Here is a 15,571-nt window from a genome sequence, read left to right on the forward strand (position 1 = left end):
TGGCGCACGGGGACCCTCGGCAGTGCTCAGGGGTGCGAGCTCTAGCGCTCGACCTCGCCCTTGATGAACTTCTCGACGTTGGCGTAGGCCTCGTCGTCGAAGTACTGCACCGGCGGGGACTTCATGAAGTAGCTCGACGCCGACAGGATCGGGCCGCCGATGCCGCGGTCCTTGGCGATCTTCGCGGCACGCAGGGCGTCGATGATGACACCCGCGGAGTTCGGGGAGTCCCAGACCTCCAGCTTGTACTCCAGGTTCAGCGGAACGTCGCCGAAGGCACGGCCCTCAAGGCGCACGTACGCCCACTTGCGGTCGTCCAGCCACGCCACGTAGTCCGACGGACCGATGTGGACGTTGTTCTCGCCCAGGTCGCGGTCGGGGATCTGCGAGGTGACGGCCTGCGTCTTCGAGATCTTCTTGGATTCGAGGCGGTCGCGCTCCAGCATGTTCTTGAAGTCCATGTTGCCGCCGACGTTGAGCTGCATGGTGCGCTCAAGGCGGACACCGCGGTCCTCGAACAGCTTCGCCATCACGCGGTGCGTGATGGTGGCGCCGACCTGCGACTTGATGTCGTCGCCGACGATCGGGACGCCGGCCTCGGTGAACTTGTCCGCCCACTCCTTGGTGCCGGCGATGAAGACCGGGAGGGCGTTGACGAAGGCGACCTTGGCGTCGATGGCGCACTGCGCGTAGAACTTCGCAGCGTCCTCGGAACCGACCGGCAGGTAGCAGATCAGAACGTCGACCTGCTTGTCCTTGAGGACCTGGACGACATCGACCGGAGCCTCGGGGGACTCCTCGATGGTCATGCGGTAGTACTTGCCGAGACCGTCCAGGGTGTGGCCGCGCTGGACCGTGACGCCCTTGTTCGGGACGTCGCAGATCTTGATGGTGTTGTTCTCGCTGGCACCGATGGCGTCCGAGAGGTCGAGGCCGACCTTCTTGGCGTCGACGTCGAACGCGGCGACGAACTCCACGTCACGGACGTGGTAGTCGCCGAACTGGACGTGCATCAGACCCGGGACCTTGGCGGCCGGGTCGGCGTCCTTGTAGTACTCGACGCCCTGCACCAGCGAGGCGGCGCAGTTGCCCACGCCGACGATGGCTACGCGAACCGAACCCATTCCGGTTGCTCCCTGTTCGATCTCTTCGAAGTCCTGCGACCGCAGGGCCTTCAGTTGGCGGTGTCCTCGGACGGATCCGGCCGGGTGCTGTCCCGGTGCCGGGGCGAACCGCCCGACTCTCCTGATGTGTGGTCCTGCTGAGCGGGGCCGGATCGCTGATCCCGTCCCGCCCGCTCGCTCTCGATGAGCTCGTTCAGCCAGCGCACTTCGCGCTCCACGGACTCCATGCCGTGGCGCTGCAGCTCAAGCGTGTAGTCGTCCAGGCGTTCGCGCGTACGGGTCAGGGAAGCGCGCATCTTTTCGAGGCGCTCCTCCAGCCGGCTGCGACGCCCTTCCAGCACGCGCATCCGCACCTCTCGCTCCGTCTGGCCGAAGAAGGCGAAACGAGCGGCGAAGTGCTCGTCCTCCCAGGTGTCGGGGCCGGTGTGGGAGAGCAGCTCCTCGAAGTGCTCCTTACCTTCCGCCGTCAACCGGTAGACGATCTTGGCGCGGCGCCCTGCGAGTGAAGCGGCGAGCGCCTCCTCGGGAGCACTGCCCGGCTCCTCCATCAACCAGCCGTTGGTGACCAGCGTCTTGAGGCAGGGATAGAGGGTCCCGTAACTGAAGGCCCGGAAGATCCCCAGCGAGGTGTTGAGCCGCTTGCGCAGCTCGTAACCGTGCATCGGGGCCTCGCGGAGCAGGCCGAGTACGGCGAATTCGAGGATGCCGGAGCGCCTGCTCATCCTTCGCCTCCTCGGCTGTCGGGGACCTTTATGCCGTGCTGATGTATCGACTCGATACATCAGCACGATAGGGCGGCGCGGCAGTTGCGGCAAGAGGGGCCATGGTGAACGGCGTCACATCCTGGATTCACAGGTAGCAAGTTGCCTGATTTGGGGTGAACTTCGGCCCTAGGGAGGTTTTGAGCGTGCGTAGTCTGTGCGCCATGCAGATCACTGTGTGCCGAGTGACGTCAGGGGGCGTCGGCGTGTTCCACGCCATCGGCACACGGGCTGCAGCGCGGCACCGTCCCTTGCGGGGCCGTCGCGCACATCGGGGGGACAGGAACCCAGCTGCCGTTTCCAGGCGCTCTCGCCTGCCCTAGGAGTAGTCGTTCGATGAGCGAGCACCGTCGCAAACCGCCGCAGCCCCAAGGCGGTGGACGTGCCGCGGCCCGACGCGCCGCGCAGCAGCCCTCCGGGCGCAGGGGAGCCCGTCCGGAGGCAGGATCCCCGGGTCCCGCGGCCCACTCACCCTCCGGTACGCACGGGTCGACGTCCGACCCGGAGGAGGCCTCCTACAGCGGCCGGGCCGAGGCCCGCCGGGCCCAGCGGGGAGGGAGCCGGCGGCGCGCCACCGAGGTGGCGGGACCCGCAAGGGGCGCAGGGCGCCGGCCCGGCAGGGGTGGCGGAGCGGGCGGCGGCCCCGGCAAGAAGCGGTTCATCGACTATCCGCGCTTCGGCAGGCACGGATGGCGGCGCTGGGTGCCCTCCTGGAAGCTCGTCAGCGCCTGCTGTCTCGGCTGTTTCGGCCTGCTGATCGCCTTCATCGGGGTGGCGTACTACATGGTGGCCATCCCGGACGTGGCTCAGGCCGCGAAGGCTCAGAACAACGTCTACTACTGGTCCGACGGCTCTCAGATGGTCGCCACGGGCGGAGAGGTCAACCGGCAGATCATTCCGTACGAGCAGATCCCCTCGGCGATGCGGTACGCGGTCATCTCGGCCGAGAACAAGACGTTCGAGACCGACAGCGGCATCGACCCTCAGGGCATCGCCCGCGCCCTGCTGAACATGGCCAAGGGCGGCCAGACCCAGGGCGGCTCGACCATCACGCAGCAGTACGTGAAGAACGCCCAGCTCGACGACCAGTCGCAGACGATCAGCCGCAAGTTCAAAGAGCTCTTCATCTCCATCAAGGTCGGCGCGACCAAGAAGAAGTCCGACATCATGGCGGGCTATCTGAACACCGCGTACTACGGCCGTGGCGCCTACGGCCTGCAGGCCGCGGCCCGCACGTACTACAGCAAGGACGCGAAGGATCTCGACCCGAGCCAGTGCGCCTTCCTCGCCTCGCTCCTCAAGGGCGCGACCTACTTCGACCCGGCCGGTGCCCCGGAGATCGACCCGGCGGCCACCGCGGAGCAGAACACCAAGAACGCCACCGAGCGCTGGGGCTGGATCCTTGACCAGGAGGTCAAGGACAAGCACATGACCCAGGCCGAACGCGACAAGTACCGCCTCTTCCCGATGCCCGACAAGCCGAAGAAGGGCGCGAACCTGAGCGGGCAGATCGGCTACCTCGTCTCTCTCGCCCAGGCGTCAGCGAAGAACAACAACCCGGACATGAATCTGTCCCAGGGCGGCTACCAGATCTATACGACCTTCGACAAGAAGAAGGTCCAGGAGATGGAGAGCGTGGTCAAGAAGGTCCGGGACAAGAACATCGACCCCAAGAAGCGCCCCGACGTGGACACCTTCGTCCAGTTCGGCGCCGCGTCGGTCGATGTGAAGACCGGTGCCATCGTGGCCATCTACGGCGGCGACGACGCGACCAAGCACTTCACCAACAACGCCGACGAAACCGGTGCTCAGGTCGGCTCGACCTTCAAGCCGTTCGTCCTCGCGGCCGGGATGGAATACGGCAAGCGCGACCCGAACAAGCCCGCTTCGCAGGGCGATTCCTCCCGTACGCCCGTCTCGCCGGACAGCATCTACAGCGGCAAGAACAGGCTGAAGATCAAGAACTACGACGGGACGGTCTGGAAGGACCAGAACGGCAACGAATGGCTGCAGACGAACGACGGCAATGAGTCGTACAACCCGCCGAGCTACGCCATCGACCTCCGCTATGCGATGCAGGAGTCGGTGAACTCCCCCTATGTCCAGCTCGGTATGGACGTAGGCACCGACAAGGTCAAGCAGGCCGCCATGGCAGCGGGGCTGCGCGACAGCAAGACCAGCATGGCTTCCTCCAGCGTTCCGTCGTTCTCCATCGGTACATCGTCGCCGAGCGCGATCCGCATGGCCGGCGCGTACGCCACGTTTGCTGCCAGCGGGACGCAGCGCGACCCGTTCTCCGTGACGTCGGTGAGGAAGGACGGGAAGGTCATCTACCAGCACGAGGACCAGGCCAAGAGTGCCTTCCCCGCGGCGGTGGCCAACAACGTCACGGACGTCCTGAAGACCGTCGTCGACAAGGGCACGGGAACGAACGCCAAGCTCAGTGGGCGACAGGTGGCGGGCAAGACCGGCACCACCGACGGCAATAGGTCGGCGTGGTTCGTCGGCTACACCCCGCAGTACTCCACCGCTGTCGGCATGTACCGCTTCGACGACAACGAGGCCAGCAAGAAGCGCGAGTTCCTGAAGATGTTCGGGACGGGCGGCCAGGAGAAGATCCATGGTGCGTCCTTCCCGTCGAGCATCTGGCACGACTACATGGAGCAGGCACTCGAAGGGTCAACCGCAGTGTCCTTCCCCGCACCCGAGAAGATCGGCGACAAGGTCTACGGCGGCGGCATGTCCCCCAGCCCCACCCCCGTCCCCTCTCCGAGCGCCTCGCTTGCGCCCTCTCCGTCCATCAAGCCGTCCCGCACTCCGTCGATGCCGCCGTCCCCGACCCCCAGCGCCTCATGCAGCAGGTGGGACTGGACGTGCAACGACACGGGTGGCACCAATGGGGGGCCCACGGACGGCGGAGCGAACGGCGGGCCGTCTCCTAGCCCGTCACCGAGCCGGTCGAAACCCGGTGGGCCCGGCGGTGGACCTGGTGGGCCCGGCGGCAGCTGGTTCTGAGGAACCGGCCGAAGCGACCGACTGACGACGGGGGGCGGTGTTTCACGTGAAACACCGCCCCCGTTTCACGTGAAACAGCGCGTTCGTTTCACGTGAAACACAGCCGCTCCCCGTATCCACAGCGGTGTACGGCAGGATGTCGGCATGACGAGCGAGACGAGCCCCCGTGCGTACGAGGACCGGCGCGGAGACTCCGCGGAACCCGTCGTACGCCCCACGGAACAGGACGAGGTGGCGGCGGCGGGCAGCCAGCTGATCGGTGGCCCACTCGGCCGCTGGGCCAGGCCGGGCCACCGGTGGCTCAGCCCGGTCAGGATCGTGGTGCTCGTCGCGATCGGCATGTTCGCCCTGGGGATGGCGCAGAAGCTGCCGTGCTACGACTGGGCCTGGTTCCGGGGAGCCAATTCTCAGTACACCCACGCCTGCTATTCGGACATCCCCCACCTGTACTCGCTCCGCGGTTTCGCCGACAATCTGGTGCCGTACTTCGACCGGCTCAACGGCGACATGAATTACCTCGAATATCCGGTGCTGACCGGCCTGTTCATGGAGGTCGCCTCCTGGCTGACGCCGGGCGGCGGAGACATGCAGCACCGTGAGCAGATGTACTGGATGGCCAACGCGGGCATGCTGATGGTCTGCACGGCTGTCATCGCCGTCTGCGTCGCTCGCACCCATCGCCGTCGCCCCTGGGACGCCCTTCTCGTCGCCCTGGCCCCGGCCTTCGCGCTCACCGCCACCATCAACTGGGACTTGTTCGCCGTCGCACTCACCGCGGCCGCCCTGCTGATGTGGTCGCGCAGCAGGCCGCTCGCCTTCGGCATCCTGATCGGCTTGGCGACGGCGGCGAAGCTCTACCCTGTACTGATCCTCGGGCCGCTGCTCGTGTTGTGCTGGCGGGCCGGGAAATGGCGCGAGTTCGGCGCTGCGGCGTTGGGCGCCGCCGGCGCCTGGCTCGTGGTGAACCTGCCGGTGATGATGCTCGCGCCCGAGGGGTGGAAGAAGTTCTACACCTTCAGCCAGGAACGGTCCGTCGATTTTGGATCGTTCTGGCTGATCATTTCGCAGCGTACGGGCAAGGGCCTGGACACCGACATGGTGAACACGCTGGCCGCACTTCTCATGGTCCTCGCCTGCGCGGGAATCGCTGTGCTCACCCTCACCGCGCCGCGCCGCCCACGCCTCGCGCAGCTGGCCTTCCTGGTGGTCGCCGCGTTCATCATCACCAACAAGGTCTACTCGCCGCAGTACGTTCTGTGGCTGATCCCGCTGGCCGCCCTCGCCAGGCCCCGCTGGCGGGACTTCCTGGTCTGGCAGGCCGGCGAGGTCGTGTACTTCATCGGTATCTGGCTGTACCTCGCCTACACGATGAGCGGCGAGAAGCATCAGGGCCTGCCGCCCGAGGGCTATCAACTGGCCATTGCCACACATCTGTTGACGACGCTGTACCTGTGTGCCGTCGTGGTGCGCGACATCCTGATGCCGGAACGGGACGGCGTCCGGCGCGATGGCTCGGACGATCCGTCGGGCGGGGTACTCGACGGGGCCGAGGACGTCTTCGTGCTCGGCCAGGCGGCGCATCCGCCGCGGCACGCGGCCACGCTCGACGAGGGACCGAGGGTCGAGTGGGGCATGCGCACCCCCGCGTCCTAGGGGACCTCGTGCAAAGGGCTCGGGCCCCTGGCTGACGGCGGCTGTCGTCGGCCGGGGGCCCGAAGTCGAGGTGCCCCGATGCGAGGGGCGGTGCTGTCTAGCGCTCGATGAGACGGTCGAACTGCGTGGTCGTGTGGCGCAGATGGGCCACCAACTCGTCACCCACCCGCGGCTCCTGCGAGTCCGACGGCACGAACAGGATGGACACCTGCATGTGCGGCGGCTCCGCGAACCAGCGCTGCTTGCCCGCCCAGACGAACGGCGAGAGGTTGCGATTGACGGTGGCGAGCCCCGCGCGGGCGACGCCCTTGGCGCGCGGCATCACCCCGTGCAGGGCCTTCGGGGCCTCAAGACCCACTCCGTGCGAGGTGCCACCGGCGACCACGACCAGCCAGCCGTCGGATGCGACCTTCTGCTGGCGGTAACCGAACCGGTCGCCCTTGGAGACCCGGGTGACGTCGAGGACGGAACCCCGGTACTCGGTCGCCTCATGGTCGCCGAGCCACAGCCGCGTTCCGATGCGGGCCCGGAACCGGGTCTGCGGGAACTGCTGCTGCAACCGGGCCTGCTCCTCGGCGCGCAGATGACTGACGAACATGGTGTGCAGCGGCAGCCGGGCCGCGCGCAAGCGGTCCATCCACGCGATGACTTCCTCTACGGCGTCCGAGCCGTCGGCGCGGTCCAGCGGCAGGTGCAGGGCGAACCCTTCGAGCCGTACGTCCTCGATGGCGGAGCGGAGCATGCCCAGCTCCTCCTCCTTCACGCCGTGGCGCTTCATCGAGCTCATGCACTCGATGACCACTCGGGCGCCCACGAGGGCGTGCACACCGTCCACCGAGGAGACGGAGCGGATGACGCGGTCGGGCAGCGGCACCGGCTCCTCACCGCGCCGGAACGGCGTCAGGACGAGCAGATCACCGCTAAACCAGTCCTTGATCTTGGCGGCTTCGTAAGTGGTGCCGACAGCCAGGATGTCCGAGCCGAAACGGGAGACCTCGTCGGCAAGCCGCTCGTGGCCGAAGCCGTAGCCGTTGCCCTTGCAGACCGGGACGATGCCTGGGAACTGGTCGACGACGGATTTCTGGTGCGCCCGCCAGCGAGCGGAGTCGACATAGAGGGTGAGCGCCATGGCCGTCCGGACCTTTCTGATGACTGCGATGTGTCGCAGGTACGAGGAACGAGGGTACGCAACCGGGTCAGCGGCGCGACATATACATGTCCAGCGCCTTGTGCAGCAGCTTGTTGAGCGGGAAGTCCCACTCGCCGAGGTACTCGGCAGCCTCACCACCGGTACCCACCTTGAACTGGATGAGGCCGAAGAGGTGGTCGGTCTCGTCCAGCGAGTCGGAGATGCCGCGCAGGTCGTAGACGGTCGCACCCATCGCGTAGGCGTCACGGAGCATCCGCCACTGCATCGCGTTGGAGGGACGGACCTCTCGGCCGATGTTGTCGGAGGCGCCGTAGGAGTACCAGACGTGCCCACCGACGACGAGCATGGTCGCGGCCGAGAGGTTCACACCGTTGTGGCGCGCGAAGTAGAGGCGCATCCGGTTGGGATCCTCGGAGTTGAGGACCGTCCACATGCGCTGGAAGTACGACAGGGGACGCGGCCGGAAGTGGTCGCGCACCGCGGTGATCTCGTACAGGCGCTGCCACTCGGCAAGGTCCTCGTAGCCGCCCTGTACGACCTCGACGCCGGCCTTCTCGGCCTTCTTGATGTTGCGGCGCCACAACTGGTTGAAGCCCTTGAGGACATCGTCCAGGGAGCGGTTGGCCAGCGGAACCTGGAAGACGTAGCGCGGCTGGACGTCGCCGAATCCGGCGCCCCCGTCCTCACCCTGCTGCCAGCCCATCTTGCGCAGCCGGTCGGCGACTTCGAAGGCACGCGCCTCGATGTGCGTGGCCTCCACGTCACGCAGACGCTTCACGTCGGGGTCCTGGATACCGGACTTGATGGCGGCCGAGTCCCAGCGGCGGATGACGACCGGCGGGCCCATCTTCACCGAGAACGCGCCCTGCTGCTTGAGGTGGGCGAGCATCGGCTTCAGCCACTCGTCCAGGTTGGGCGCGTACCAGTTGATGACCGGGCCCTCGGGCAGGTACGCCAAGTAGCGCTTGACCTTGGGGAGCTGGCGGTAAAGGACCAGACCGGCACCGACCAACTGGCCGCTCTTGTCGAACCAGCCAAGGCTTTCCGAGCGCCACTCGGTCTTGACGTCGGCCCACGCCGGGACCTGGCAGTGGCTCGCCGCGGGCAGGCTCTGGATGTACGCCAGATGCTGCTCACGGCTGATGGTCCTCAGGGTCAGGCTCATGGGGCGCTCCTCGGCAGGTGTGTCCCCATGGGGTCAGGGGCTCCGGCTCTCGTGCCGAAGCCTACTGGGCCACAGGAGCGCCCTGGATGGCCGTCCGGCACAGCGCCGTACGGCCATCCGTGGTGCTGGGCGGCGCGTGCGCGTCAGCCGACGACGCCGCCGAAGAGCCCGCCGTGGGCCATGCCGAGAAAGAAACCGACGGCTGAGGCGCCGAGGCCGAGGATCAGCAGGAACCGTTCACGCGTCGTCGCCGAGATGAACTGGCCGTACGCGCCCGTGACGATTCCGACGAGGCCGGCCCATGAGCTGACCAGGTGGAGGTTGTAGAACCAGGCCGTGGTGAAGGCCAGCACCCCAAGGACGACCGTGACGGCCATGAACGCGTCCTGGAGGGGATGGGCCTTGCCGTCGGTGGCGAAGAGAGAGACAGGGCCGTTGGGTCGCACTGCTTGTGCCATGGGGCACCTCCTGGCGGAAGGCGGCGAAGGGTGACGCCGCACACACCCGATGTGTACAGATTGCGTCCCCCACCCACGGGATTTCAACCGGAAGCGGGTCAACAGGTACTCTGGACGGTCTGCACCGGTGTCAGCCGTGCCCGCATGCCGTCCCGCTCCTCACGGAGGGGGTTTGTCAGTGGGGGCCGATACCGTTGCTTACGCATCACGACCCTCCTGCCACGGAACGACCGTGGCCGCTGAGTCCAAAGGAGGTGGGTTCCACATGCGTCACTACGAGGTGATGGTCATCCTCGACCCCGATCTGGAGGAGCGCGCTGTCTCTCCCCTGATCGAGAACTTCCTCTCCGTCGTCCGCGAGGGCAACGGAAAGGTCGAGAAGGTCGACACCTGGGGCCGTCGTCGTCTCTCCTACGAGATCAAGAAGAAGCCCGAGGGCATCTACACGGTCATCGACCTTCAGGCTGAGCCTGCGGTCGTCAAGGAGCTCGACCGTCAGATGAACCTGAACGAGTCGGTCCTCCGGACCAAGGTCCTCCGTCCCGAGACCCACTGAGCTTCCGCTCAGAGGTAATCGGGTCCGAGTAGCAACACAGCAGCCAGCAGCAATCCCCGCCGAGAGGTTCATCCATGGCAGGCGAGACCGTCATCACGGTCGTCGGCAATCTCGTCGACGACCCCGAGCTGCGCTTCACCCCCTCCGGTGCGGCCGTCGCGAAGTTCCGTGTCGCGTCCACTCCCCGCACCTTCGACCGGCAGACCAATGAGTGGAAGGACGGCGAAAGCCTGTTCCTGACCTGCTCGGTCTGGCGTCAGGCGGCGGAGAACGTCGCGGAGTCGCTTCAGCGAGGCATGCGCGTAGTCGTGCAGGGCCGGCTGAGGCAGCGGTCCTACGAGGACCGCGAGGGCGTCAAGCGCACGGTCTTCGAGCTGGACGTCGAGGAAGTCGGCCCCAGCCTCAAGAACGCCACGGCCAAGGTCACCAAGACCACCGGTCGCGGCGGCCAGGGTGGATATGGCGGCGGCGGTCAGCAGCAGGGCGGCGGCAGCTGGGGCGGAGCCCCCAGCGGTGGCGGCCAGCAGGCCGGCGGCGGTGCTCCCGCCGACGACCCCTGGGCCTCCAGTGCACCGGCCGGCGGCGGACAGCCGCAGCAGGGTGGCGGCGGCGGTGGCGGCGGCTGGGGCGGAAGCTCCAGCGGCGGCGGCTACTCGGACGAGCCGCCCTTCTAGGGCAGCTCGTTATCCCCACATCTTGATCACACAGGAGAAACACCATGGCGAAGCCGCCTGTGCGCAAGCCTAAGAAGAAGGTCTGCGCTTTCTGCAAGGACAAGACCGTCTACGTGGACTACAAGGACACGAACATGCTGCGGAAGTTCATTTCCGACCGCGGCAAGATCCGTGCCCGCCGCGTGACCGGCAACTGCACGCAGCACCAGCGTGACGTCGCCACGGCCGTCAAGAACAGCCGTGAGATGGCGCTGCTGCCCTACACGTCCACCGCGCGATAAGGGAAGGGTGACCGAAAAATGAAGATCATCCTCACCCACGAGGTCTCTGGCCTCGGCACTGCCGGCGACGTCGTTGACGTCAAGGACGGCTACGCTCGCAACTACCTGGTCCCGCGTGGTTTCGCGATCCGCTGGACCAAGGGTGGCGAGAAGGACGTCGCGCAGATCCGTCGTGCGCGCAAGATCCACGAGATCGCGACCATCGAGCAGGCCAACGAGGTCAAGGCCCGGCTCGAAGGCGTGAAGGTACGTCTGGCTGTTCGCTCCGGCGAGGCCGGCCGTCTCTTCGGCTCCGTCACCCAGGCCGACGTCGCTTCGGCGATCAAGGCTGCGGGCGGCCCGGACGTGGACAAGCGCCGCGTCGAGCTCGGTTCGCCGATCAAGACCCTGGGTGCTCACCAGGTGTCCGTGCGTCTGCACGCTGACGTTGTCGCGAAGCTCGGCGTCGAGGTCATCGCCGCTTAAGCACAGCACAGCACAGCAGAAAGGGCCGTACCCCGAGGGGTGCGGCCCTTTCCCTGTTTCACGTGAAACAGGGAATCAAAGAGTGCGGCCGGTCATCAGGGACTGGCGGCGTCCTCGTTTCACGTGAAACGAGGCTGGGGGCTCTCTCCGGCCTGCCGTGTGGTCAGCGTGTCGCGCCGGTGACCAACCAGCGCCCCGAGCGGGCTCGCCAGACCAGGGTCAGCATGCGCACGACCATCATCAGAGCCATCGCCCACCACAGAGCCGTCAGGCCGCCGCCGAGCGTAGGCACGAGCAGAGCGACAGGGGCGAAGACGATCAGCGTCACCAGCATGGCCCCTGCCAGGTAGGATCCGTCGCCCGCCCCCATCAGTACGCCGTCGAGTACGAAGACGATCCCAGCCACGGGTTGGACGACGGCGACGACCAGAAGAGCGGGCAGCAGGGCGTCCTGGACGGCGTGATCGCCGGTGAAGAGCGGGATGAAGAGGGGGCGGGCGGCCACGACCAACAGCCCGAGCAGTATGCCGAAGGCGATGCCCCACTCGACCATGCGGCGACAGGCCTGCCGGGCTCCGTTGACGTCATCGGCCCCCAGATGACGGCCGATGATCGCCTGCCCGGCGATGGCGATCGCATCGAGGGCGAAGGCCATGAGGCTCCACAGGGACAAGATGATCTGGTGAGCGGCGATGTCGGCGTCGCCCAGGTGGGCGGCGACGGCCGTGGCGATCATCAGGACGGCCCGCAGGGAGAGCGTGCGGACCAGCAGAGGCACGCCTGCCTGTGCGCTGTTCTTGATGCCCGCGTAGTCGGGGCGCAGAGACGCGCGGTGCCGTCGCGCCCCGCGCACGACCACGGTCAGATAGACGGCAGCCATGCCGAACTGGGCGATGACGGTGCCCCATGCCGACCCGGCGATGCCGAGGCCCACTCCGTAGACGAGCGCCAGATTGAGCATGCCGTTGACGGCGAAGCCGCCGATCGCGACGTAGAGAGGCGTCCTGGTGTTCTGGAGGCCCCGCAGTACGCCGGTCGAGGCAAGCACCACGAGCATGGCGGGGATGCCGAGCGCCGAGATGCGCAGATAGGTGACGGCGTACGGCGTCGCGGTGTCCGAAGCGCCGAACAGCCCCACCAGCCATGGGGCGGTGGGGAGGACTGCGACGACGACCGCGGTGCCGAGAAGCAGGGCCAGCCAGATGCCGTCCATGCCCTGGCGTATCGCGGCCCGCAGATCGCCGGCGCCGACGCGTCGGGAGACGGCAGCGGTGGTGGCGTAGGCGAGGAAGACAAAGACGCTCACGGCGGTGGTGAGCAGAGGGGCCGCAATACCCAAACCGGCCAGTTGCGGCGTGCCGAGGTGGCCCACGATCGCGCTGTCGGCCATCACGAAGAGGGGTTCGGCGACGAGGGCCCCGAAAGCGGGAACGGCGAGAGACACGATCTCGCGGTCGTGTCCGCGTCGCGTAGCGCGCCGGTCGTGCTCAGGAGCCATGGGGGCCTGTGTCATGGGGCCAATCTAATCTTCCACAGGTAATGGACGCAATGCACTAGGAGCCCTTACTTTCAAGGTCGGGTGCGGTCGCTGCGCGCACCGGGAACAGGGATCTTGAGCCAGTCGGGAAACTTTTTCTCCCCCACAGCCGGTGGATGGAGAAAGTGCAGGTCAGAGCCGTGGTGGCAGGGGGGCTATGACTTTGTCCACAGTGCTGTCCCCCGGTCCGTGCACAGGTTCCGGAGACTTCTCCACAGCATCGGGTCCTTCGTCCACATGCCCTGTGGATAACCAGATTGGCTGACGCCGCTCGCGGGCCTAACGTGGTCCGGCGCCCGACGCGCCGGAACCGGAGTCGGGCATCTCGTTTTGTCAGTGTCGTGCCGTAGAAAGAGTGGCACGGCTAGGTCCGCGGAGCGGACGGGAGGAGGTGGCCCGGTGAGCATTCCCGAGCCGTTGGACGAGCCCTGGGCCGATACCGGTCCGAGCGACCGTCTGCCTGTTTCCCGCCAGCGCGGTGACAGCGAGAGCCGCAGCCGTGGGCGGGGCAGGGGCCGTGACGATCAGCACGACCGCGGTCAGGACGACTGGGACGGCGGCTCCTCCGGTTTCGAGCGGGTACCCCCGCAGGACATCGACGCCGAGCAGTCCGTCCTGGGCGGCATGCTGCTCTCCAAGGACGCCATCGCGGACGTCGTGGAGATCATCAAGGGCCACGACTTCTACAAGCCCGCTCACGAAACCGTCTACACGGCGATCCTCGATCTCTACGCCAAGGGTGAGCCCGCCGACCCCATCACGGTCGCCGCGGAACTGGTCAAGCGCGGCGAGATCACCCGGGTGGGCGGCCCGTCGTATCTGCACACGTTGGTCCAGTCGGTGCCGACGGCGGCCAACGCCTCCTATTACGCGGAGATCGTTCACGAGCGGGCGGTGCTTCGCCGCCTCGTGGAGGCCGGCACCAAGATCACGCAGATGGGATACGCGGCGGACGGCGATGTCGACGACATCGTCAACTCCGCGCAGGCGGAGATCTACGCGGTCACCGAGCAGCGCACCAGCGAGGACTATCTGCCGCTCGGTGACATCATGGAGGGCGCTCTCGACGAGATCGAGGCGATCGGGTCCCGCAGCGGCGAGATGACCGGAGTGCCCACCGGGTTCACCGACTTCGACTCGCTCACCAACGGCCTGCACCCCGGCCAGATGGTTGTCATCGCCGCCCGTCCCGCGATGGGTAAGTCGACGCTGGCGCTGGACTTCGCACGAGCCTGTTCGATCAAGCACAACCTGCCCAGCGTCATTTTCTCGCTCGAAATGGGCCGCAACGAGATCGCGATGCGTCTGCTGTCGGCCGAGGCGCGGGTCGCGCTCCACCACATGCGCTCCGGCACCATGACGGACGAGGACTGGACGCGACTGGCCCGCCGGATGCCGGACGTGTCCCAGGCGCCGCTCTACATCGACGACTCGCCAAACCTGTCGATGATGGAAATCCGCGCCAAGTGCCGCCGCCTGAAGCAGCGCAACGACCTCCGCCTCGTCGTCATCGACTACCTGCAGCTGATGCAGTCGGGCGGATCGAAGCGTGCCGAAAGCCGGCAGCAGGAAGTCTCGGACATGTCGCGAAACCTGAAGCTCCTCGCCAAGGAACTGCAGCTGCCGGTCATCGCGCTGTCCCAGCTGAACCGTGGCCCCGAGCAGCGCACGGACAAGAAGCCGATGGTCTCCGACCTGCGTGAATCCGGCTCCATCGAGCAGGACGCCGACATGGTCATCCTGCTGCACCGGGAGGACGCGTACGAGAAGGAATCCCCCCGCGCGGGCGAGGCGGACCTGATCGTGGCCAAGCACCGTAACGGACCGACCGCGACCATCACCGTCGCCTTCCAGGGCCACTACTCGCGCTTCGTGGACATGGCTCAGACCTGAGGACGGCGCTTGTAGGGTCTCAAATTCAGCTTCATAATCTCAGGGCCGACTGCATATGGATGGCATTTATGCAGCCATCATGAGACTCGCAGCTCGAAGCCTTCGCTCTTCCGAGTGAAGGAAAGTGCCGACCTTTCCACGTGGCGAGCGAGCACTGGCACCTTGGCTGCACGGGGAGACACTCGTGTTGTGGGCTGGGTGCGGTGGACATCGCTGCGACTGTGAGCATGCGTCGTCGGAACGGCCAGGTCGTCGAAGATCGGTTCTGGGCTACCGAGCCAGCCAGATCTTTGGCTTCGACCATGCCCTGGCGGACGTTCCGTTGGCACAACGGCCAGAAGCACTACTCGGGCACGTACTGGTCGGCGACGATGCGCGATCACGTGATCTACGAGTCGCGCCTGGAGCTCACCCGGCTGCTCTTCGCTGACTTCGATCCCGCGGTACGCGGCATCGTGGCCCAGCCCTTCCTGCTGAAGGCGGCGCTGGAGGCGAAGGTCCGCCGGCACATCCCTGACTATCTCCTGCTCACCGGGCAGGTTCCGGTGGTCGTCGACGTCAAGCCGCTGCACAAGTTGTCCAAACCGGAGGTTGCGTTCACCTTTGACTGGACCCGGCGGGCGGTCGAATCACGTGGATGGAAGTACGAAGTCTGGAGCGAGCCCCCGGCCGCGGAGCTGGAGAACATCCGGTTCCTGGCGGGCTATCGAAGGGATTGGCTGTTTTTAAGTGGATCGCCAACGAGTTCCCGGTGACGTTGCTGATGGTGGGAGTCGAGCTCGCGAAGAAGGGCCTGTTCGGCGAAGGAACGAACGGGCGCGACACCGCTCTGGCCCAGA

At 66.6% G+C, this 15,571-nt stretch carries 14 protein-coding genes; 8 read left to right on the plus strand and 6 right to left on the minus strand.

Annotation, left to right across the window (positions count from 1 at the left end; translation table 11 throughout):
* Nucleotides 1-41 precede the first annotated feature (41 nt).
* Entirely contained in the window at nucleotides 42-1,124 is a 1,083-nt protein-coding gene (locus tag ACGFW5_RS10255) for an inositol-3-phosphate synthase (protein WP_393833752.1), read from the minus strand.
* A 50-nt stretch (nucleotides 1,125-1,174) separates the two neighbouring features.
* The gene (locus tag ACGFW5_RS10260) at nucleotides 1,175-1,846 is read right to left on the minus strand and encodes a helix-turn-helix transcriptional regulator (protein WP_393833753.1); all 672 of its coding nucleotides are present in this window, start codon (nucleotides 1,844-1,846) and stop codon (nucleotides 1,175-1,177) included.
* 375 nt (nucleotides 1,847-2,221) lie between these two features.
* On the opposite strand from ACGFW5_RS10260, the gene ACGFW5_RS10265 reads away from it, so the two are divergent.
* Nucleotides 2,222-4,900: a transglycosylase domain-containing protein gene (locus ACGFW5_RS10265; protein WP_393833754.1), complete on the plus strand. Its 2,679-nt coding sequence runs from the start codon at nucleotides 2,222-2,224 to the stop codon at nucleotides 4,898-4,900.
* 144 nt (nucleotides 4,901-5,044) lie between these two features.
* Complete coding sequence (locus tag ACGFW5_RS10270; RefSeq protein WP_393833755.1) at nucleotides 5,045-6,553, plus strand: glycosyltransferase family 87 protein; 1,509 nt, start codon at nucleotides 5,045-5,047, stop codon at nucleotides 6,551-6,553.
* Nucleotides 6,554-6,650: 97 nt separating this feature from the next.
* Here the strand turns inward: ACGFW5_RS10270 and ACGFW5_RS10275 are convergent, their stop codons facing one another.
* The 3 genes from ACGFW5_RS10275 to ACGFW5_RS10285 form a co-directional block, all read right to left on the minus strand.
* Nucleotides 6,651-7,682: an alanine racemase gene (locus tag ACGFW5_RS10275; RefSeq protein ID WP_393833756.1), complete on the minus strand. Its 1,032-nt coding sequence runs from the start codon at nucleotides 7,680-7,682 to the stop codon at nucleotides 6,651-6,653.
* Between the two features lie 67 nt (nucleotides 7,683-7,749).
* Nucleotides 7,750-8,868, minus strand: a complete 1,119-nt coding sequence (locus ACGFW5_RS10280) for a peptidoglycan bridge formation glycyltransferase FemA/FemB family protein (protein WP_328311730.1) — start codon at nucleotides 8,866-8,868, stop codon at nucleotides 7,750-7,752.
* A gap of 143 nt (nucleotides 8,869-9,011) precedes the next feature.
* Complete coding sequence (locus ACGFW5_RS10285) at nucleotides 9,012-9,326, minus strand: hypothetical protein (protein ID WP_393833757.1); 315 nt, start codon at nucleotides 9,324-9,326, stop codon at nucleotides 9,012-9,014.
* Between the two features lie 265 nt (nucleotides 9,327-9,591).
* On the opposite strand from ACGFW5_RS10285, the gene rpsF reads away from it, so the two are divergent.
* From rpsF to rplI, 4 genes are all read left to right on the plus strand, one after another.
* Nucleotides 9,592-9,882, plus strand: coding sequence for a 30S ribosomal protein S6 (gene rpsF / locus ACGFW5_RS10290; RefSeq protein WP_067162183.1), 291 nt, complete (start codon nucleotides 9,592-9,594; stop codon nucleotides 9,880-9,882).
* Nucleotides 9,883-9,956: 74 nt separating this feature from the next.
* The gene (locus ACGFW5_RS10295; RefSeq protein ID WP_393833758.1) at nucleotides 9,957-10,556 is read left to right on the plus strand and encodes a single-stranded DNA-binding protein; all 600 of its coding nucleotides are present in this window, start codon (nucleotides 9,957-9,959) and stop codon (nucleotides 10,554-10,556) included.
* A 44-nt stretch (nucleotides 10,557-10,600) separates the two neighbouring features.
* Nucleotides 10,601-10,837, plus strand: a complete 237-nt coding sequence (gene rpsR, locus ACGFW5_RS10300) for a 30S ribosomal protein S18 (protein ID WP_003956534.1) — start codon at nucleotides 10,601-10,603, stop codon at nucleotides 10,835-10,837.
* A gap of 18 nt (nucleotides 10,838-10,855) precedes the next feature.
* Complete coding sequence (gene rplI / locus ACGFW5_RS10305; protein WP_393833759.1) at nucleotides 10,856-11,302, plus strand: 50S ribosomal protein L9; 447 nt, start codon at nucleotides 10,856-10,858, stop codon at nucleotides 11,300-11,302.
* Nucleotides 11,303-11,465: 163 nt separating this feature from the next.
* Here the strand turns inward: rplI and ACGFW5_RS10310 are convergent, their stop codons facing one another.
* Nucleotides 11,466-12,815, minus strand: a complete 1,350-nt coding sequence (locus ACGFW5_RS10310) for an MATE family efflux transporter (RefSeq protein ID WP_393833760.1) — start codon at nucleotides 12,813-12,815, stop codon at nucleotides 11,466-11,468.
* A 423-nt stretch (nucleotides 12,816-13,238) separates the two neighbouring features.
* Here ACGFW5_RS10310 and dnaB point away from each other — a divergent pair, with 423 nt between their 5' ends.
* Nucleotides 13,239-14,732, plus strand: a complete 1,494-nt coding sequence (gene dnaB, locus ACGFW5_RS10315) for a replicative DNA helicase (protein WP_393833761.1) — start codon at nucleotides 13,239-13,241, stop codon at nucleotides 14,730-14,732.
* Between the two features lie 203 nt (nucleotides 14,733-14,935).
* Nucleotides 14,936-15,487: a TnsA-like heteromeric transposase endonuclease subunit gene (locus ACGFW5_RS10320; protein ID WP_393833762.1), complete on the plus strand. Its 552-nt coding sequence runs from the start codon at nucleotides 14,936-14,938 to the stop codon at nucleotides 15,485-15,487.
* Nucleotides 15,488-15,571: the final 84 nt, after the last annotated feature.

The sequence above is a fragment of the Streptomyces sp. NPDC048416 genome (genome assembly GCF_043200435.1).
Classification (GTDB): domain Bacteria; phylum Actinomycetota; class Actinomycetes; order Streptomycetales; family Streptomycetaceae; genus Streptomyces.

What these genes read in the sequence shown, in the direction of transcription:
- ACGFW5_RS10255 (WP_393833752.1), bottom strand. Translation starts at nt 1,124, where the DNA reads ATGGGTTCGGTTCGCGTAGCCATCGTCGGCGTGGGCAACTGCGCCGCC.
- ACGFW5_RS10260 (WP_393833753.1), bottom strand. Translation starts at nt 1,846, where the DNA reads ATGAGCAGGCGCTCCGGCATCCTCGAATTCGCCGTACTCGGCCTGCTC.
- ACGFW5_RS10265 (WP_393833754.1), top strand. Translation starts at nt 2,222, where the DNA reads ATGAGCGAGCACCGTCGCAAACCGCCGCAGCCCCAAGGCGGTGGACGT.
- ACGFW5_RS10270 (WP_393833755.1), top strand. Translation starts at nt 5,045, where the DNA reads ATGACGAGCGAGACGAGCCCCCGTGCGTACGAGGACCGGCGCGGAGAC.
- ACGFW5_RS10275 (WP_393833756.1), bottom strand. Translation starts at nt 7,682, where the DNA reads ATGGCGCTCACCCTCTATGTCGACTCCGCTCGCTGGCGGGCGCACCAG.
- ACGFW5_RS10280 (WP_328311730.1), bottom strand. Translation starts at nt 8,868, where the DNA reads ATGAGCCTGACCCTGAGGACCATCAGCCGTGAGCAGCATCTGGCGTAC.
- ACGFW5_RS10285 (WP_393833757.1), bottom strand. Translation starts at nt 9,326, where the DNA reads ATGGCACAAGCAGTGCGACCCAACGGCCCTGTCTCTCTCTTCGCCACC.
- rpsF (WP_067162183.1), top strand. Translation starts at nt 9,592, where the DNA reads ATGCGTCACTACGAGGTGATGGTCATCCTCGACCCCGATCTGGAGGAG.
- ACGFW5_RS10295 (WP_393833758.1), top strand. Translation starts at nt 9,957, where the DNA reads ATGGCAGGCGAGACCGTCATCACGGTCGTCGGCAATCTCGTCGACGAC.
- rpsR (WP_003956534.1), top strand. Translation starts at nt 10,601, where the DNA reads ATGGCGAAGCCGCCTGTGCGCAAGCCTAAGAAGAAGGTCTGCGCTTTC.
- rplI (WP_393833759.1), top strand. Translation starts at nt 10,856, where the DNA reads ATGAAGATCATCCTCACCCACGAGGTCTCTGGCCTCGGCACTGCCGGC.
- ACGFW5_RS10310 (WP_393833760.1), bottom strand. Translation starts at nt 12,815, where the DNA reads ATGACACAGGCCCCCATGGCTCCTGAGCACGACCGGCGCGCTACGCGA.